Origin of the sequence: Pseudomonas sp. AD21, assembly GCF_002878485.1 — a bacterium.
GTDB lineage: Bacteria > Pseudomonadota > Gammaproteobacteria > Pseudomonadales > Pseudomonadaceae > Aquipseudomonas.
This window is the reverse complement of sequence record NZ_NQYG01000044.1, coordinates 1-18011: the sequence shown is the minus strand read 5'-3', so window position 1 is coordinate 18011 and position 18011 is coordinate 1. Positions and strand designations below refer to the sequence as shown.

The 18011-nt window shown below is 60.6% G+C and carries 14 protein-coding genes; 10 read left to right on the top strand and 4 right to left on the bottom strand.

The window, feature by feature from the left end; genetic code table 11:
- Positions 1-56 precede the first annotated feature (56 nt).
- Positions 57-1001, bottom strand: a complete 945-nt coding sequence (locus PseAD21_RS21545; RefSeq protein ID WP_102357690.1) for a choline ABC transporter substrate-binding protein — start codon at positions 999-1001, stop codon at positions 57-59.
- A gap of 206 nt (positions 1002-1207) precedes the next feature.
- On the opposite strand from PseAD21_RS21545, the gene PseAD21_RS21540 reads away from it, so the two are divergent.
- Complete coding sequence (locus PseAD21_RS21540) at positions 1208-2152, top strand: GlxA family transcriptional regulator (protein ID WP_095121415.1); 945 nt, start codon at positions 1208-1210, stop codon at positions 2150-2152.
- A gap of 116 nt (positions 2153-2268) precedes the next feature.
- On the opposite strand, the gene PseAD21_RS21535 is transcribed toward PseAD21_RS21540, so the two are convergent.
- The gene (locus tag PseAD21_RS21535) at positions 2269-2685 is read right to left on the bottom strand and encodes a DUF3010 family protein (protein WP_102357689.1); all 417 of its coding nucleotides are present in this window, start codon (positions 2683-2685) and stop codon (positions 2269-2271) included.
- 228 nt (positions 2686-2913) lie between these two features.
- Here PseAD21_RS21535 and PseAD21_RS21530 point away from each other — a divergent pair, with 228 nt between their 5' ends.
- On the top strand, positions 2914-3879 hold the full coding sequence (locus PseAD21_RS21530; protein WP_102357687.1) for a tyrosinase family protein: 966 nt from the start codon (positions 2914-2916) through the stop codon (positions 3877-3879).
- Positions 3880-3942: 63 nt separating this feature from the next.
- Here PseAD21_RS21530 and PseAD21_RS21525 read toward each other — a convergent pair whose 3' ends face one another.
- The gene (locus PseAD21_RS21525) at positions 3943-4266 is read right to left on the bottom strand and encodes a helix-turn-helix domain-containing protein (RefSeq protein WP_102357686.1); all 324 of its coding nucleotides are present in this window, start codon (positions 4264-4266) and stop codon (positions 3943-3945) included.
- A gap of 103 nt (positions 4267-4369) precedes the next feature.
- A complete protein-coding gene (locus PseAD21_RS21520; protein WP_025108542.1) occupies positions 4370-4771 on the bottom strand; it encodes a lysozyme inhibitor LprI family protein in 402 nt (133 codons plus the stop codon).
- A gap of 234 nt (positions 4772-5005) precedes the next feature.
- Between PseAD21_RS21520 and PseAD21_RS21515 the strand changes: the two genes are divergently transcribed.
- The 8 genes from PseAD21_RS21515 to PseAD21_RS21480 all read left to right on the top strand — a co-directional run bounded on the left by PseAD21_RS21515 (position 5006) and on the right by PseAD21_RS21480 (position 17958).
- On the top strand, positions 5006-5983 hold the full coding sequence (locus PseAD21_RS21515; RefSeq protein ID WP_027610650.1) for a dipeptidase: 978 nt from the start codon (positions 5006-5008) through the stop codon (positions 5981-5983).
- A gap of 78 nt (positions 5984-6061) precedes the next feature.
- Positions 6062-6592: a DUF5943 domain-containing protein gene (locus PseAD21_RS21510; RefSeq protein ID WP_064589570.1), complete on the top strand. Its 531-nt coding sequence runs from the start codon at positions 6062-6064 to the stop codon at positions 6590-6592.
- 15 nt (positions 6593-6607) lie between these two features.
- The gene (gene dgcA, locus PseAD21_RS21505) at positions 6608-8668 is read left to right on the top strand and encodes a dimethylglycine demethylation protein DgcA (RefSeq protein WP_064589569.1); all 2061 of its coding nucleotides are present in this window, start codon (positions 6608-6610) and stop codon (positions 8666-8668) included.
- 170 nt (positions 8669-8838) lie between these two features.
- The gene (dgcB, locus tag PseAD21_RS21500; protein WP_102357684.1) at positions 8839-10788 is read left to right on the top strand and encodes a dimethylglycine demethylation protein DgcB; all 1950 of its coding nucleotides are present in this window, start codon (positions 8839-8841) and stop codon (positions 10786-10788) included.
- Entirely contained in the window at positions 10788-12008 is a 1221-nt protein-coding gene (locus PseAD21_RS21495) for an electron transfer flavoprotein subunit alpha/FixB family protein (RefSeq protein ID WP_102357683.1), read from the top strand. Before dgcB ends, PseAD21_RS21495 begins: the two co-directional genes overlap by 1 nt.
- Positions 12009-12017: 9 nt before the next feature.
- Positions 12018-12788: an electron transfer flavoprotein subunit beta gene (locus tag PseAD21_RS21490; RefSeq protein WP_102357682.1), complete on the top strand. Its 771-nt coding sequence runs from the start codon at positions 12018-12020 to the stop codon at positions 12786-12788.
- A gap of 203 nt (positions 12789-12991) precedes the next feature.
- Complete coding sequence (locus PseAD21_RS21485) at positions 12992-13558, top strand: GNAT family N-acetyltransferase (RefSeq protein ID WP_102357681.1); 567 nt, start codon at positions 12992-12994, stop codon at positions 13556-13558.
- A gap of 947 nt (positions 13559-14505) precedes the next feature.
- A complete protein-coding gene (locus tag PseAD21_RS21480; RefSeq protein ID WP_102357680.1) occupies positions 14506-17958 on the top strand; it encodes an alpha/beta fold hydrolase in 3453 nt (1150 codons plus the stop codon).
- Positions 17959-18011: the final 53 nt, after the last annotated feature.

The following is an 18011-nucleotide window of genomic DNA, read 5'->3' as shown; positions in this document are numbered from 1 at the left end:
GTGATGGGTCTGTTCGCAGCCCTTTTCGGGGCTGCGAGGTGTTGATTCGGGGTGAGTTACTTGGTGGTCAGTTGCAGGTTTGCAGCGGCCGGTTTGCCATCGAAGGTGGTCACACCCTCCAGCCAGCGCTGCTTGTCTTCGGGGTGATCCTTGAGCCACTGCCTGGCCGATTCGAAGGCGTCCTTGTGATCGAGCAGCGGTTGCATCATGCGGCTCTCGTCTTCGGCGGTGAACGTCAGGTTGCTCAGCAGGCGGCCGACATTCGGGCACTGGTCGGCGTATTTCGGCGCGGTGACGGTCCACACCGTGGCCATCCCTTCGTTCGGGCCGAGGGCGTCGTCGCTGCCGGTGAGGTAGGTCATTTTCACGTTGACGTTCATCGGGTGCGGCGCCCAGCCGAAGAACACCACAGCCTCCTTGCGACGCACGGCACGGTCGACGGCGGCGAGCATCCCGGCTTCGCTGGACTCGACCAGCTGGAACTTGCCGAGGCCAAACTGGTTCTTGGCGATCATCGCCTTGATCTGCGTGTTGGCGCCCGAGCCTGGCTCGATACCGTAGATCTTGCCGCCCAGTTCCTTGTCGAATTTGGCGATGTCGGCGAAGGTCTTCAAACCCTTGTCCGCCAGATAGGTCGGCACGGCGAGGGTCGCGCGGGCGTCCTTCAGGCTCGGCGCCGGCAGGACCTTGACCTGATTGGCGTCGACGAATGGGGTGATGGTCTGGGTCATCAGCGGGTTCCAGTAGCCGAGGAACAGGTCCAGACGCTGATCGCGGATCCCGGCGAAGATGATTTGCTGGGAGGCGCTGGTTTGTTTGGTGTTGTAGCCGAGGCCGTCGAGCAGGACCTGGGTCATGGCACTGGTGGCGATCACGTCGGTCCAGTTGACCACGCCCATGCGTACGTTCTGGCACGACGCGGGTTCGGCTGCCATGACGCTGGCGCTCAAGAAAGCGGTACCGCTGAGTGCAAGAACACAGCTGCTGATCAGTCGTTTCATGTCGGGTTCCTCGGCAGGTCGTTATTGTGAGTTCCGGTGTCTGTCGCGCCGGTGATGCCAAGTTACGCAGCTGCACGCCCTTGAAAGCGCACTGCGGCGACTGGCTCTTGCACTGTAGCGACCTGTGCGCTTGAACGCTGACGACAATCGGCGTATCAACGATCCACGCTCCCCTCCCTCTCGTTACCCGCGAATCGAGTGCGCACATGTCCCAGGATTTCTACTTTCTGCTGATGCCGGGGTTCTCCGCCATCGGCTTTATCTCTGCAATCGAACCGCTGCGGGTGGCCAACCGCTTTCGTGGCGAGCTGTATCGCTGGCACGTGCTCAGTGCCGATGGCGGGGCGGTGTTGGCGAGCAATGGCATGTCGGTCAACGCCGATGCGGCGCTGGAGCCGCTGAAGAAAGGTGCGACGCTGCTGGTGGTGGCGGGGTTCGAGCCGCTGAAGTTCGCCACGCCAACCCTTGAGCACTGGCTACGACGGCTGGACAACGAAGGCGTGACCCTCGGTGCCATCGACACCGGCAGCTTCGTTCTCGCTGAAGCGGGCCTGCTCGACGGCCATCGCCTGACCCTGCACTGGGAAGCGATCGATGCGTTCAAGGAATCTTATCCACAGCTCAGCGTGACCCAGGAGCTGTTCGAGATCGACCGTCGGCGCATCACCTCGGCGGGCGGCACCGCGTCCATCGATTTAATGCTCGATCTGATCGCCCAGGCCCATGGCCCGCAACTGGCGATTCAGGTCAGCGAGCAGTTTGTGCTGGGGCGGATTCGCCCGCGCAAAGACCACCAGCGCATGGAAGTCGCCACGCGCTATGGGATCAGCAACAAGAAGCTGGTGCAGGTGATTGGCGAGATGGAACAGCACAGCGAACCACCGCTGACCACGCTGCAGCTGGCGGAATCGATCAAGGTGACGCGGCGACAGCTGGAGCGCCTGTTTCGGTTGCACCTGAACGATACACCGAGCAATTTCTATCTGCGTCTGCGCCTGGAAAAGGCGCGGCAGTTATTGCGCCAGACGGATATGAGTGTGCTGGAAGTGAGCATCGCCTGCGGTTTTGAATCGCCGTCGTATTTCACCCGCAGCTACCGCGCACGCTTCGCCCGCTGCCCCCGCGAAGACCGCCGTACCGCCCAAGCCTGAAACACACAGAATCCTTGTAGGAGTGAGCCTGCTCGCGATAGCGGCATCACATGCAACATCTTTGTTGACTGATACACCGCTATCGCGAGCAGGCTCACTCCTACAGTTTGATCGCGTTACTTCTTCACCAGCGCCGAACACGCCGCTTTATACGCCTCATGCTGATACTTGTTCAGCGTCCCCGGCAGTTCGAAATTGTGCTTTTTGGCCTGCGCATTGATCGTCTGCGGCGACAACAACGTCACCTCACACCCCTCCAGCAACTGAAACACGCCCTCGATCTTGAACGTCGTCGGCCCACCGGCAAACTCACCCTTCTTGCTGCGCTTCTTGATCGCAATCCGGTCAATTGACTGCTCGCGCACAAACGACGCCACCTGCGCTGCGAAGCGTTTGACGTTGGCCGCCTCGTCATCGTCTTCGAGGGCGATTTTCTTGGTGTTCAGTGCAACATGGCTTAGGGCCGAACCGTCGAGGGAGGCCACGGCGATGATCGCTTCGCTGCCTTTGATTTCAATGCCGCAGATGTTCATGGGCGAGTGACCTTATGAGCGAATTGGAGGCGGTCATGTTGACGCAGTCGGACAGTCAAGTCACTCCGCGTCGGCGCTCCGGCGCTTCGATGCCGCTGGTCGGATGCCGCTGGCGACCTGTAATTTCTGACAGTAGACGCCGATCTGGCTGGCGCATAGCTTGGTTGCCAAGGACCCGGATTATTGTTGTCCCCGTCCATTTGTAACCTCACTCAAGGGGCTGAAGACATGAAGCTGCGCAAGAACATTCGCTCACTGACCCAAAATGAAAAAAACAACTTCGTCGCGGCCTGCCTCCAGCTCAAACAGTCAGGCCAATACGACGAGTATGTGCATCTGCATCACCAGGTCATGAAGCCCACCGTGCTGCCACATGAACCAAACGATCCGAACTACCGCAATGGTGCCCACCGTGGGCCTTCGTTCCTGCCTTGGCACCGCGCGTTTTTGCTGAAGTTCGAAAATGACCTTCAGGCGATTAACCCCTCCATCACGATCCCGTACTGGAACTGGACCGAAGATGCAGCCGATCCGCACAACTCTCCAGTGTGGGCTGAGGATTTTATGGGCGGCAATGGTGTTGAAGGCGATGACTGGCGTGTAGCAACCGGTCGGTTTGCCTATAAACACGGTCAATGGCCGGTTCCCTCCTATCCGGATGACGATTTGCCTGGGCCTGGTTTGAAGCGCCAGTTCGGGCTCGTCGTGAATTCATTGCCGACGCCGGAAGATCTGCAAATGGCGTTGCGTGAAAGTCTTTACGACACACCGCCTTATGATTCCGGCCCGAGTGTGCGCGGTTTCCGAAATCGTCTGGAGGGCTGGATTACACAGCGTGGCGATCCGCAGGTAACGACTGCAGGTTCACAACTGCATAATCGCGTTCACCTCTGGGTGGGCGGCAATATGCTGCCGATGACCTCTCCAGATGATCCGGTGTTCTTTCTGCATCACTGCTTTGTCGACAAGGTGTGGGCAGACTGGCAGTCGCTGATGCTCCAGAGCAACGAACGTTGGGCTCCGCATTACGCGCCGCTGGTCAATGGTCCGAAAGGACATAACTACGATGATGTGCTCGAACCGTTCGTTCAGTCAGCTCGAGGTGTGAGCGATATCACTGCCTTGGGTTATGAGTATGAGGCGCCACGTCTGATCCTCGATCATGCGAAACCTCGTTCGCCTTTTCACGACTGAAACTGGCGCTGGGTGGCGGTGTGAATGCCTGGCCTTTGCGGCAGGCAAACACGCCGTAACCGGCTATAGCTCAAGCTGCTCGGAGGAGATCCCAAAGGCCGCCGCAATCTTCTCGCGAGTTGCTTTTCGTGGCTTGGCAACCGTCTCCTGCTGAGCAAGTGCCGGTTGCGAAATGCCCATACGCTTTGCGACTTCTTCCTGAGTCAGGTTGAGGTGTTCGCGCCAGGCACGGATCGGTGTCGCCCCGTCGACCATTCGACTGACCACCTCATTCGGGATCAGATCGGGCTGCATTTTCTGCGCGACGTATTGAGCGTAGGGAATGACTACGAAGGCGGGGTTGCCCCCGGCATCGTTGATGATTTGGATGTCGGCAGATTGATTCATGGCGCTGGAAATATAAGTCTTTTATAAGATTTGCGGATCTTTACTTATATTTCCCAGCCGGCCAATCAACAACGTTTGTCGGCATGTTGCCGAACTTCCAGGATTACTCCTGCCCAATCGACTCCAAAAACTCCGACCGTTCGTCGCTCATCCGCGCCACGCAGTCATTTTGCGCAATCTTGAACGCCTTGCTGCCTTCGGTGGCCGGGAACGCTTCTACTGCGCAATCGGCGTCCCGGGTCTTCAGCCACTGCTGCTGGGCGGTCTTGAGTTTGGCGGTGATGTCGGCCAGTTGCGTCGCGTTTTTGCCGTAGGTGGCCTGCATGCGCTCGTTGAGGCTGGCGTAGTTGTCCTTGAGCAGGTCTTCGGCGGTGGTGCGGCTGTAGGTCGAGCATTCCAGGGTCTGGACGTCGTTTTCCACCGCGTCGCACGGGTTGTTGTCGGATTCTTCGGCGGCGTGTACGCCGGTCGCAATCAGTGCCAAAGCCAGGAAGATCGATTTCATTGATGTCGCCGCTCTAATCCAGTGGTGTATCCAAGATGCGCAAGATTCTGGCTCAAGCTGGCGGGCTTGAACAGGTGGCCGGTCGGGTCGCCTGGCGACCCTTTGTCGCGGATTGACGCTTTCGGCAATTCCCCTGTCGTTTTTGCACCCGGTCGCCCCGGCACCGAGGCATATGCTGGCCCCAAAGCGCCGGCAGACGATTCGGCGCATGAATCGCCAATAAGGGGACGCCTGATGAGCCCAGCCGAATTACACGCCGACAGCATCGTTATCGACGGTCTGATCATTGCCAAATGGAACCGCGAGCTGTTCGAAGACATGCGCAAGGGCGGTCTGACGGCGGCCAACTGCACCGTGTCGGTGTGGGAAGGCTTTCAGGCGACCGTGAACAATATTGCCGCCAGCCAGAAGCTGATCCGCGAAAACAGCGACCTGGTGATGCCGGTGCGCACCACCGCCGACATCCGTCGCGCCAAGGAGCAGGGCAAGACCGGCATTCTCTTCGGCTTCCAGAACGCCCATGCGTTTGAAGACCAGATCGGCTATGTCGAGGTGTTCAAGCAGCTCGGCGTCGGCATCGTGCAGATGTGCTACAACACCCAGAACCTGGTCGGCACCGGTTGCTACGAGCGTGACGGCGGCCTGTCGGGCTTCGGTCGCGAAATCGTCGCCGAGATGAACCGCGTTGGCGTCATGTGCGACCTGTCCCACGTCGGTTCCAAGACGTCCGAGGAAGTCATCCTCGAATCGAAAAAACCGGTCTGCTATTCCCACTGTCTGCCGTCGGGTCTCAAAGAGCACCCGCGCAACAAGTCCGATGAAGAGCTGAAGTTCATTGCCGACCACGGCGGTTTTGTCGGCGTGACCATGTTTGCGCCGTTCCTCGCCAAGGGCATCGATTCGACCATCGACGACTACGCCGAAGCCATCGAATACACCATGAACATCGTCGGCGAAGACGCCATCGGCATCGGCACCGACTTCACTCAGGGTCACGGCCAGGACTTCTTCGAATACCTGACCCACGACAAGGGCTACGCCCGCCGTCTGACCAGCTTCGGCAAGATCATCAACCCGCTGGGCATCCGCACCGTCGGCGAGTTTCCGAACCTGACCGAAACCCTGCTCAAGCGCGGCCACTCCGAGCGCGTGGTGCGCAAGATCATGGGCGAGAACTGGGTCAATGTCTTGAAAGATGTCTGGGGCGAATAAGCCACCGCACTTCTGAATCCTTTCCCCCGGCCGTCCGTGCCGGGGGCAACAAACCGAATTTTCTGGAGTTAAGTTTCCATGGCCAAGATCGCCCCGCAATTGCCAATCGAAGTCGACAGCGAAACCGGTGTCTGGACCTCCGACGCCCTGCCAATGCTCTACGTGCCACGTCATTTCTTCGTGAATAACCACATGGGCATCGAGGAAGTGCTGGGCGCTGAAGCCTATGCCGAGATCCTGTACAAGGCCGGCTACAAATCCGCTTGGCACTGGTGTGAAAAAGAAGCTGAATGCCACGGCCTGGAAGGCGTCGCGGTGTTCGAGCACTACATGAAGCGCCTGTCGCAACGCGGTTGGGGCCTGTTCAAGATCCAGGACATCGATCTCGACAAAGGCACCGCCAGCGTCAAGCTCGAACACTCCGCATTCGTCTACGTCTACGGCAAGGTCGGGCGCAAGGTCGACTACATGTTCACGGGTTGGTTTGCCGGTGCCATGGACCAGATTCTGCAAGCGCGCGGCAGCAGCATCCGCACCGTTGCCGAGCAAGTCTACGGTGGCTCCGAAGAGGGCCACGACGACGGCCTGTTCACCGTCAAGCCGTTGTAAGTCGAGGAACCCGCCATGGCTTTCGAAGCAATGTTCCAGCCGATCCAGATCGGCAAACTGACCATCCGCAACCGCGTGCTCAGCACCGCGCACGCCGAGGTCTACGCGACTGACGGCGGCATGACCACCGACCGCTACGTCAAATATTACGAAGAGAAAGCCAAGGGCGGCATCGGCCTGGCGATTTGCGGCGGCTCTTCCAGCGTGGCCATCGACAGCCCGCAAGGCTGGTGGAAGTCGGTGAACCTGGCGGACGACCGGATCATTCCGCACTTCCAGAATCTGGCTGACGCGATGCACAAGCATGGCGCCAAGATCATGATCCAGATTACTCACATGGGCCGTCGCTCGCGTTGGGACGGCGAACATTGGCCGACCTTGCTATCGCCGTCGGGCATCCGCGAACCGGTGCACCGTGCGACCTGCAAAACCATCGAGCCGGAAGAAATCTGGCGGGTGATCGGCAACTACGCCACCGCTGCAGCGCGGGCCAAGGCCGGTGGTCTGGACGGTGTCGAACTGTCCGCCGTGCACCAGCACATGATCGACCAGTTCTGGAGCCCTCGGGTCAACAAGCGTACTGACGAGTGGGGCGGCAGCTTCGAGAACCGCATGCGTTTCGGCCTCGAAGTGCTCAAGGCTGTGCGCAAGGAAGTCGGCGACGATTTCTGCGTCGGCATCCGTCTGTGCGGCGATGAATTCCACCCGGACGGCTTGTCCCACGAGGACATGAAACAGATCGCCAAGTACTACGACGACACCGGCATGATCGACTTCATCGGTGTCGTTGGCTCGGGTTGCGACACCCACAACACCCTGGCCAACGTTATCCCCAACATGAGTTATCCACCGGAGCCATTTCTGCACTTGGCAGCCGGTATCAAGGAAGTGGTCAAGGCACCGGTTCTGCACGCGCAGAACATCAAGGACCCGAACCAGGCTACGCGCATCCTTGAAGGCGGTTACGTCGACATGGTCGGCATGACCCGCGCGCACATCGCTGACCCGCACTTGATCGCCAAGATCAAGATGGGCCAGGTCGACCAGATCAAACAGTGCGTCGGCGCCAACTACTGCATTGACCGTCAGTACCAGGGGCTGGATGTGCTGTGCATTCAGAACGCCGCGACCTCCCGTGAATACATGGGCGTGCCGCACATCATCGAGAAGTCCACCGGGCCGAAACGCAAAGTCGTGGTGGTCGGTGCCGGCCCGGCCGGGATGGAAGCCGCGCGTGTCGCGGCCGAACGTGGCCACGACGTGACCCTGTTCGAGAAGAAGGAATTCATTGGCGGGCAGATCACCACCGCGTCGAAAGCGCCGCAACGTGACCAGATCGCCGGTATCACCCGCTGGTTCCAGCTGGAGTTGGCGCGGCTGAAAGTCGATCTGCGTCTGGGCACCGCTGCTGATGCGGCGACCATTCTCGATCTGCGTCCGGACGTGGTGGTGTTGGCGGTCGGTGGGCACCCGTTCCTTGAGCAGAACGAACACTGGGGCGCCGCCGAAGGGCTGGTGGTCAGCAGTTGGGACGTGCTCGACGGCAAGGTTGCGCCGGGCAAGAACGTGCTGGTCTACGACACCATCTGCGAGTTCACCGGGATGTCGGTCGCTGACTTCCTCGCCGACAAGGGCAGCCAGGTCGAAATCGTCACCGACGACATCAAGCCGGGCGTGGCCATTGGTGGTACGTCGTTCCCGACCTACTACCGCAGCATGTACCCGAAAGAAGTGATCATGACCGGCGACATGATGCTGGAGAAGGTCTACCGCGAAGGCGACAAGCTGGTGGCGGTGCTGGAGAACGAATACACCGGCGCCAAAGAGGAGCGGGTGGTCGATCAGGTGGTGGTGGAAAACGGCGTGCGCCCGGACGAAGAGCTGTATTACGGGCTCAAGGACGGATCGCGCAACAAGGGCCAGATCGACATCGACGCGCTGTTCGCGATCAAGCCGCAGCCTTCGCTGAGCACCACCGGTGACGGTTACTTGCTGTTCCGCATCGGCGACTGCGTGGCGCAGCGTAATACCCACGCCGCCATTTATGACGCACTCCGGCTCTGTAAGGATTTCTAACGGCTTGTGGATACCCCTGTAGGAGTGAGCCTGCTCGCGATGAACGATAACGCGGTCTGCCTGATGCACCGCGGCGACTGAATCGCGAGCAGGCTCACTCCTACAGGAATCGGGCAAGGCATCCAGGTAGTTTGGCCTGCAAGACCCTGCGGTCTTTGGGAGCTTCACCTATGTTGAACACCCTTCTTCCAATCCTGTTGTTCGCAGCCTTGGCCCTTGCGGTGCTGGGCGCGTTGCGGCGGGTGGCCATGTGGCGTCGGGGCCGGGCCTCGAAGGTCGACCTGCTCGGCGGCCTGTTCGCCATGCCCAAGCGTTATATGGTCGATCTGCACCATGTGGTGGCGCGCGACAAATACATCGCCAACACCCACGTCGCCACGGCCGGCGGTGCAGTGGCGTCGATTGTGCTGGCGATTCTGGTGCACGGTTTCGGCCTGCATAACCGTATCCTCGGCTATGCGCTGCTGCTGATGACGGCCGTGATGTTCGTCGGCGCGATCTTCGTCTATCTGCGTCGGCGCAACCCGCCGGCACGGTTGTCGAAAGGCCCGTGGATGCGCCTGCCGAAGAGTTTGCTGGCGTTCTCGGTGTCGTTCTTCCTGCTGACGTTGCCGGTGGCTGGAATTCTGCCGGAGAACTTCGGTGGCTGGCTGCTGGCCGCGATTCTCGGGATCGGCGTGTTGTGGGGCGTGTCGGAACTGTTCTTCGGCATGACCTGGGGCGGGCCGATGAAACACGCCTTCGCCGGCGCCCTGCACCTGGCCTGGCACCGCCGCGCCGAGCGCTTTGGCGGCGGCCGTTCCACCGGTTTGAAACCGCTGGATCTGAATGATCCGAGCGCGCCACTGGGCGTGGAAAAACCCAAGGATTTCACCTGGAACCAGTTGCTCGGTTTTGACGCCTGCGTGCAGTGCGGCAAATGCGAGGCGGCGTGCCCGGCGTTCGCTGCCGGCCAGCCGTTGAACCCGAAGAAACTGATTCAGGACATGGTCGTCGGTCTGGCTGGCGGCACTGATGCCAAGTTTGCCGGTAGTCCGTATCCTGGCAAGCCAATTGGTGAGCACAGCGGCAACCCGCATCAACCGATCGTCAATGGTCTGGTCGATGCCGAGACCCTGTGGTCGTGTACCACCTGCCGCGCCTGCGTTGAGGAATGCCCGATGATGATCGAGCACGTCGACGCCATCGTCGACATGCGCCGCCATCTGACTCTGGAAAAAGGCGCGACCCCGAACAAGGGCGCCGAGGTTCTGGAAAACCTGATCGCCACTGATAACCCCGGCGGTTTTGCTCCCGGCGGGCGGATGAACTGGGCGGCGGATCTGAACCTCAATCTGCTCAGCGAGAAGAAATCCACCGACGTGCTGTTCTGGGTCGGCGACGGTGCATTCGACATGCGCAACCAGCGCACCTTGCGCGCGTTCGTCAAAGTGCTGAAAGCGGCCAAAGTCGACTTCGCCGTACTCGGCCTGGAAGAACGCGACAGCGGTGATGTGGCCCGTCGCTTGGGCGACGAGGCGACCTTCCAGTTGCTCGCCAAACGCAATATCCAGACCCTGGCCAAATACAGCTTCAACCGCATCGTCACCTGCGATCCGCACAGCTTCCATGTGCTGAAAAACGAGTACGGCGCCTTCGACGGTAACTACCTGGTGCAGCACCACAGCACCTACATGGCGGAAATCATTCAGGCCGGCGCGCTGAACCTCGGTCAGCACAAAGGCAACAGCGTGACCTATCACGATCCGTGCTACCTCGGCCGTTACAACGGCGAGTACGAGGCGCCGCGTGAAGTGCTGCGCGCCCTCGGCATCGAGGTCAAAGAGATGCAGCGTTCCGGCTTCCGTTCGCGCTGCTGCGGCGGCGGTGGCGGCGCGCCGATCACCGACATTCCGGGCAAGCAGCGGATTCCCGATATGCGCATGGAAGACATCCGTGAGACCGGCGCTGAACTGGTGGCCGTGGGTTGTCCACAGTGCACGGCGATGCTCGAAGGCGTGGTCGAACCGCGTCCGCTGATCAAGGACATCGCCGAACTGGTGGCCGACGCTTTGCTTGAAGATGCCGCACCGAGCAAACCGGCGGCGCCGGCCCAACGTGAACCTGCGGAGGCCCACTGATGAGCGACATTATCCGCCGCGACCCACGCGCCGAATGGATTGCCCGTAACCGCTTGCACCCGCTGCACGCGGCCATGCAACCGGCGCAACACAGCTGGATGGGCCCCAACGGCGTCATCCGCAAGAACCTGCACGGCATCGGTTTCATTGGCCCCAACGGCATCAAGCGAATCGACCGCAGCGGTGCGCAGCAGGGCGGGACGGTCAAACGCTCGGCCTCGGTTGAAGTGCAACTGCCGCTGCATCAGGTGCCCGCCCCGGCGTTCTACATCAGTGTGGTGCCGGACATGGTCGGCGGCCGCCTGAGCAGCCACGACCGCGACCTGCTCGGCCTCGCTCATCAACTGGCTGGCCAGGACGGCGCAGTGCTGGCGGTGGTGTTCGGCGAACACAAGGAAAACGCTTTCGCCACAGCGGGCGTCGACCGCTTGCTGGTGCTGGAGGGCGACGCGTTCAGCGGTTATGCACCGGAGCAACGGGTGCAGGGCCTGCGGGCTGTGGATAACCAATTCAATCCGCGCCACTGGTTGCTGCCGGACAGCCGCAGCGGTGGCGGTGAGCTCGGTCGACGTTTTGCCGCAGCACTGGGCGAACGCCCGGCGACGCGGGTCTGGCAGGTCAAGGATCTGGAATGCATCGGCCGCGCCGGTGCGGGCCTGCAAGACCTGGCACGCCCGGTCGCGCGCTTGATTCTGGCCTCGGCCGAATGCGCAGAACCGGTCAGCGAAACCCGTCACGAAGCCCTGCCGGTGGAGTTATCCACAACGGTGGCGCGCAGCTTGTCGCGGATCGAGGATCTCGGAGCGGTGGCGGTGGACCCGGCGGCGATTCCGATGGCCGAAGCCGAGTTCATCTTCTCTGGCGGCAACGGGGTCAAGGACTGGGCACTGTTCCACGAAACGGCGGCGGCGCTTGGTGCTACTGAAGGCGCCTCGCGGGTGGCGGTGGACGATGGCTTCATGGCGCGCGATCGTCAGGTCGGCGCGTCCGGCACCTGGGTCACTGCGCGGGTCTACGTCGCTGTGGGTATCTCCGGGGCGATCCAGCACCTGCAGGGCATCGGTGCCTGCGACAAGGTGGTGGCGATCAACCTCGACCCGGGTTGCGACATGATCAAGCGCGCTGACCTCTCGGTGATCGGCGAGAGCGCGGAGATTCTTCAAGCCTTGATCGCGGCGGTAGCGGCTTACCGCAACGAGGCCAAGCGCGATGCGGCTTAAGGAACGGCTATGAACACAAAAATCATCAGTTTGGTTTCAATCGGCGCCCACCCGACCTCCGGCCGGCCACGCCGCGCCGAACAGGATGCGCGCGCTGTGGAGTTGGGTTTGCAACTGGCTGGGGATAACCTGCAAGTGCTGCATGCTGGCGATGTCGCGGAACCGGCACTGCGCGCCTATCTGGGCATGGGCCTGGAACAGATGCATGTGCTGGAGCAACCCGCTGGCGCTGATGCTTTGCCGGCGCTGACCGCGTACCTGCGCGAAGCGGGCGCCCAAGTTGTACTGACCGGCAGTCAGGCGGAAACCGGTGAAGGTTCGGGCATGCTGCCGTTTCTGCTCGCCGAAGGGCTGGGCTGGCCGCTGGTGGTGGGGCTGGCGCAGGTCGAGTCGATCAACGACGGTTCGGCGCTGGTGCTGCAAGCCTTGCCCCGTGGGCAGCGGCGGCGGTTGAAGGTGAAGCTGCCGTTTCTGGCGACTGTGGATAACGCCGCGCCCAAGCCACGGCAGAGTGCCTACGGCCCGGCGCGTCGCGGCGTGTTGAATGCCGAAGACGTCGAAGTGCTGGACGATGAACTGCTGGCGCTTGCCACCTTGCAACCAGCCAAACCACGGCCCAAACGCTTGAAAGTGATCAAGGCCAAGAGCGGCGCCGACCGGATGAAGGCTGCCACAGCCAAAGCCAGTGGTGGCGGTGGACAAGTATTGAAAGGCGTTACGGCGCAAGCTGGCGCTGAAGCGATCCTCAAGCTGCTGATCGAAGAAGGCGTTGTCCGCTGACACCCCGCAATCCCTTGTAGGAGCTGAGCTTGCTCGCGAAGACGGTGTGTTAGTCGACAGATGTGTCGGCTGCAAGACCGCTTTCGCGAGCAAGCTCAGCTCCTACAGGTCATTTTTTGATATGAAAAACCGCCCATCCCTCCGTTGTCGCGGCTTTCGACCATAGGTTAAAACACCCGTCCAAACCCCGAGGAGTCAAGTGAATGACCGTTGAGTTTCGACCGGCCCGGCGCACGGATGCGCGCGATATTGCGCGTTTGTTTCAGATATCCTCGGAGGGCGCCTCGGATTACATCTGGAGCCAGCTGGCAGAGCCTGGGGAGGCGCTGCTGGATGTCGGCGAGCGACGTTATGCCCGCGACGACGTGGATTTTTCGTGGCAGAACTGCCTGATCGCCGAGGCTGCAGGTCAGGTCGTTGGCATGATGCACAGCTACGCCATGCGCGAAGATCCCGAGCCGACCCCGCCCACCGATCCGGTGCTGGCGCCGTATGCCGATATGGAAGTGCCGGATTCGTTGTATATCTCCAGCCTGGCGCTGCATGAAGGCTGGCGCAATCAGGGGTTGGGCTTGCAGTTCCTCCTGCATGCCCAGGCGCGCGCCGATCAGCTGGCGCTCAACGGTTTGAGCCTGATCGACTATGCGGCCAATACCGGTGCGCGGCGTTTCTACGAGCGCCACGGCTTCGGCATCATCAAAACCTGCCAGGTGACACCGCATCCGCTGATTCGGGTGAGCGGCGCGGCATATCTGATGCACCGCGCTTAACGATCGGTTATCCACCAGACAGCGTTTACGCACAATCTCTGTTGGTCAGTCTGTGGATAAGGTGTTCGCGCCTCACTGCAAGTCACGTCAATCGTGGCTTACAGCCCGAAGATCAAAAAACAACCAGCCTAAGTTGCGGTTTTTCCAAGGTTTTTCCTCAGGATAACGGTATAAGTTGCCCCCAATCTCTGTTGGCGCTTCTGTGGATAAGATGTTCGCTATCCGCTGCGAGCCATATAAAACGGGGCTTACAGAGTATTGGTTAATAATTGCTCAATCTGCGCTTTTGTCCGACGAATTGTCTTGGGAACACTGATTTTTCACAGCTTTGAGGGTTTTTCCACAGCCAAGGCAAAGTTACCCCCGATCTCTGTTGGCGCTTCTGTGGATAACGTGTTCGCCATCCGCTACAGGTCATGCAAACCGTGGCTTACAAAGATGTGATCAAAAAACAACCAATACACCTCGCAAACCGTCCTTCTGGATAAGTCACGCTTTTTCTTCACAAATCAGCCAGTTATTTTCGGCTTCATCCACAGTTACCCCCATTAGCTGTGGGTGGCTATGTGGATAACTTGTTCGTCGAACCCTGCAAGCCCCGCCCGTCATAGTCCAAACGGCAATTGATCACATTTCATACAGTTCTAGACCGCTGCCTTGACTTCGAATCCTGCGCTGTCTTCACTGCAATGGCACAAGGACAGCCGTTACTTATCCACATCTGGTTCTGGGAGAACGCATGATGGATAGCCGCCCGCACCGCCATCCCCCCTCGCCACGCAAGCGCACGTTACGTCGTGCGGTCAATCAACACGCTCGTCTGTAGCGACCTCCTGCTGCAACCGCTGTGCTGTCGCCGGGTTCGACCCGGAGGCCAGGTGCCCGTTCGTCCATTGATTGCAGGCAACCGCAGAGTTGCCCCATCTGCCTGAGAGAGGAACATCCTCATGACACGCATCGCAACGCCCATCAGCGAGATCAAGGAACACTACGACGTGATCGTCATCGGCTCCGGCTATGGCGGCGGCATTGCTGCGTCGCGCCTGTCCCGGGCCGGCAAGCAGGTGTGCCTGCTCGAACGCGGGCGGGAAATCCAGCCCGGCGAATACCCCAACACCATGATTGCCGCGACCGAAGAGCTGCAGGTACACGATCCGGACGGCCACATCGGCTCCCGCACCGGGCTGTTCGATCTGCACGTCAATGCCCAGCAAAACGTGGTGGTCGGTTGTGGCCTCGGCGGTACGTCGCTGATCAATGCCAACGTTGCCCTGGAGCCGGAGCCCGGGGTGTTCGATGACCCGCGCTGGCCGCAGGCGGTGCGTGAACACCGCGATACGCTGCTCAAGGACGGTTACGCGCGTGCCCGGGAAATGCTCAAACCCAACCCCTATCCGAACAACGCGCCGAATCTGCCCAAGCTCGACGCCAATAAAAAGTCTGCGGACTTCCTCAAGCAAGGCGCGCATTTCTACAAGCCGCCGATCAACGTGACCTTCGACAAACTGCCGAACAACCTCAACCACGTCGGCGTCGAACAGCTGCCGTGCAACCAATGTGGTGACTGTGTCTCGGGCTGTAACAACAAGGCCAAGAACACCACGCTGATGAACTATCTGCCGGACGCCTGGAACCACGGCGCGGAGATTTTCTGCCAGGCCGAGGTGCGTTACCTGGAGCGTGATGGCGATGGCTGGATCGTGCATTTCCAGTATCTGGACAGTGGGCGTGAGATGTTCTCGGCGCCGACACTGTTTGTGAAGGCCGACATCGTCGTGGTCTCCGCCGGCACCCTTGGCTCTACCGAAATTCTCCTGCGTTCGCGCGACAAAGGCGTGGAGATGTCCGGCCAGCTCGGCGAGAACATGAGCGGCAACGGTGACATCCTCGGCTTCGGCCACAACTGCGAGCAGACCATCAACGGCATCGGCTTCGGCGCGCATTCGGCCAAGGAAATGCAACCGGTCGGCCCGTGCATCACCTCGATCATCGACATGCGCACCGAAGGTGACTGGCGCAGCCGCATGGTCATCGAGGAAGGTTCGATTCCCGGCGCTCTCGGCCGGCCGATGGTGCCGGCCATGGCCGGGTTCGCCGAGATGATCGGCAAGGCCACCGACGACAGTTTCAGCGGCAAGCTAGGCTACAAGGAGCGCGAAGCCGAAAGCTTTCTGCGCGGTCCGTATTACGGCGCGCTGCACAACATGCAGACCTACCTGATCATGAGCCATGACAGCGGCCAGGGCCGGATGATTCTCGACAACAAGGACCAGTTGCGCATCGACTGGCCGGGTGTCGGCGAGCAGGAAAACTTCAAGCTCGGCAACGAACGGCTGTACCAGAGCACCAAGGCATTGGGTGGGGTCTGGGTGGAGAACCCGATCTGGACCCAGCTGCTCAAGCACAGCATTGTCTCGGTGCATCCGCTGGGCGGTTGCGTGATGGGCGAAGACGCCGCGCAAGGCGTGGTCAATCACAAGGGCCAGGTGTTCAGTGGCGCTGCCGGCACGGACGTCTACGCCAGCCTGTACGTGACCGACGGCGCGGTGATCCCGACGTCGCTGGCGGTCAATCCGTTGCTGACCATCTCCGCTGTGAGCGAGCGCAACATGGGCCTGCTGGCCGCCGACCGGGGTTGGCACATCGACTACACGTTGCCGTCGGCGCCGCGCAAACAGGTGGCGCCACCGACGCTCGGGGTGCAGTTCACCGAAACCATGAAGGGCTATTTCTCCCGGGCCTTCACCGCCGCGCAAAGCACCGATCTGAAAGTCTACGAGGCGGCAGCCAAACGCGGCGAGGCGGACAATTCGCCGATCGACTTCACCCTGACCATCACCGCCAACGACCTCAACCGGATGATCAAGGAGCCGGAACACGCCGCGACCATCGTCGGCACGGTGATTGCCCCGGCACTGTCGCCACAGCCGCTGACCGCCAGCAACGGCGTGTTCAACCTGTTCGAGCAATTCGAGCAGCAGGTCGATACGCGCCACATGAAGTACGACATGAAGCTGACCGCCGAGGACGGTAGCGACTATTTCTTCAGCGCCTTCAAAACCGTGCCGGAAGATAACGGCGTGCTGAATATCTGGCACGACACCAGCACCTTGTACGTGACGCTGTATCGCGGGCCGGACAAGTCGGGCGAGGTGATCGGCTCCGGGGTGATGCACATTCATCCGACCGATTTCGCCAAGCAGATGACCACCATGAAAGTGCTCAACGCACGTAACGAGCGCGAGCGCATTGAAGGGCTGGCGCGCTTCGGCAAGTTCTTCGCCGGGATCCTCTGGGAGAGTTACGGCGGGGTATTTGCCGGTGACAAATACTTCAACCCCGACGCGCCGCCACGGCTGAAACGGCCGCTGGATGCGCCAACCCCGGCGGTGCATTTCTTCCCCACCGAGGATGGCGTGGAGCTGCGCCTGACCCGTTATCAGGCCGGCAGCAAAGGCCCGGTGATGCTGGTGCATGGCTTGGGTGTGGGTTCGAACATCTTTTCCACCGACACCATCCAGACCAACCTGCTGGAGTACCTGTGCAAACACGATTACGACGTCTGGCTATTGGATTTGCGTGTGAGCATTCTGCTGCCGGCGAGCAAGAAGGAATGGAACGGCGATCAGATCGCCCAATACGACTTCAAGGCTGCCATCGCGCAGATTCAACAGGAGACCCAGGCCAAAGATGTGCAGTGCGTGGTGCATTGCTACGGCGCGACGACGTTCTTCATGTCGCTGCTGGCGGGGCTGCAAGGCGTGCGTTCGGTGGTCTGCTCGCAGATTGCCGCTGACACCGTGGTCGCCACCGCGACCGGGTTGAAGGCCGGTCTGCACCTGCCGGGGATGCTCGATGCGATCGGCATCAAGTCGATGACCGCTTACGCCGACAGCAAGGAGAACTGGTTCAACCGCCTCTACGACAAGGCCCTCAATGGCTACGCGCGGATCGAGGCGCAGGGTTATTGCACCAACCCGGTGTGCCACCGCATTACCTTCATGTACGCCTCGCTGTATCGCCACGACACCCTCAACGAAACCCTGCACGACAACCTGCATGAGTTGTTCGGCGAGTCGAATATCGAGACCTTCGAACACCTGGCGCTGATCGTGCGCAAAGGGCACCTGGTGGATTTCAAAGGCAACGATGTGTACATGCCGCACTTCGATCGGCTGAGCATGCCGATCTGCTTTATCAGTGGCGCGGAGAACCAGTGCTATCTGCCGGAAAGCACGCTCAAGACCTATCAGAAGGTTTGCGAGAAGCATGGGCCGGAGCGTTATAGCCGGCATGTGGTGCCGGGTTACGGCCATATCGATTGCATGTTCGGCAAGAACGCGGTGGTCGATGTGTATCCGATCATCCTTGAACACCTGGAGAAAACGGCCCTCGGATAGCACCCGATCGTTCCCACGCTCTGCGTGGGAATGCATCCCGGGACGCTCTGCGT

Excerpts from the sequence above, each read along its gene's own strand:
- PseAD21_RS21545 (WP_102357690.1), bottom strand. The coding sequence starts at position 1,001 with ATGAAACGACTGATCAGCAGCTGTGTTCTTGCACTCAGCGGTACCGCT.
- PseAD21_RS21540 (WP_095121415.1), top strand. The coding sequence starts at position 1,208 with ATGTCCCAGGATTTCTACTTTCTGCTGATGCCGGGGTTCTCCGCCATC.
- PseAD21_RS21535 (WP_102357689.1), bottom strand. The coding sequence starts at position 2,685 with ATGAACATCTGCGGCATTGAAATCAAAGGCAGCGAAGCGATCATCGCC.
- PseAD21_RS21530 (WP_102357687.1), top strand. The coding sequence starts at position 2,914 with ATGAAGCTGCGCAAGAACATTCGCTCACTGACCCAAAATGAAAAAAAC.
- PseAD21_RS21525 (WP_102357686.1), bottom strand. The coding sequence starts at position 4,266 with ATGAATCAATCTGCCGACATCCAAATCATCAACGATGCCGGGGGCAAC.
- PseAD21_RS21520 (WP_025108542.1), bottom strand. The coding sequence starts at position 4,771 with ATGAAATCGATCTTCCTGGCTTTGGCACTGATTGCGACCGGCGTACAC.
- PseAD21_RS21515 (WP_027610650.1), top strand. The coding sequence starts at position 5,006 with ATGAGCCCAGCCGAATTACACGCCGACAGCATCGTTATCGACGGTCTG.
- PseAD21_RS21510 (WP_064589570.1), top strand. The coding sequence starts at position 6,062 with ATGGCCAAGATCGCCCCGCAATTGCCAATCGAAGTCGACAGCGAAACC.
- dgcA (WP_064589569.1), top strand. The coding sequence starts at position 6,608 with ATGGCTTTCGAAGCAATGTTCCAGCCGATCCAGATCGGCAAACTGACC.
- dgcB (WP_102357684.1), top strand. The coding sequence starts at position 8,839 with ATGTTGAACACCCTTCTTCCAATCCTGTTGTTCGCAGCCTTGGCCCTT.
- PseAD21_RS21495 (WP_102357683.1), top strand. The coding sequence starts at position 10,788 with ATGAGCGACATTATCCGCCGCGACCCACGCGCCGAATGGATTGCCCGT.
- PseAD21_RS21490 (WP_102357682.1), top strand. The coding sequence starts at position 12,018 with ATGAACACAAAAATCATCAGTTTGGTTTCAATCGGCGCCCACCCGACC.
- PseAD21_RS21485 (WP_102357681.1), top strand. The coding sequence starts at position 12,992 with ATGACCGTTGAGTTTCGACCGGCCCGGCGCACGGATGCGCGCGATATT.
- PseAD21_RS21480 (WP_102357680.1), top strand. The coding sequence starts at position 14,506 with ATGACACGCATCGCAACGCCCATCAGCGAGATCAAGGAACACTACGAC.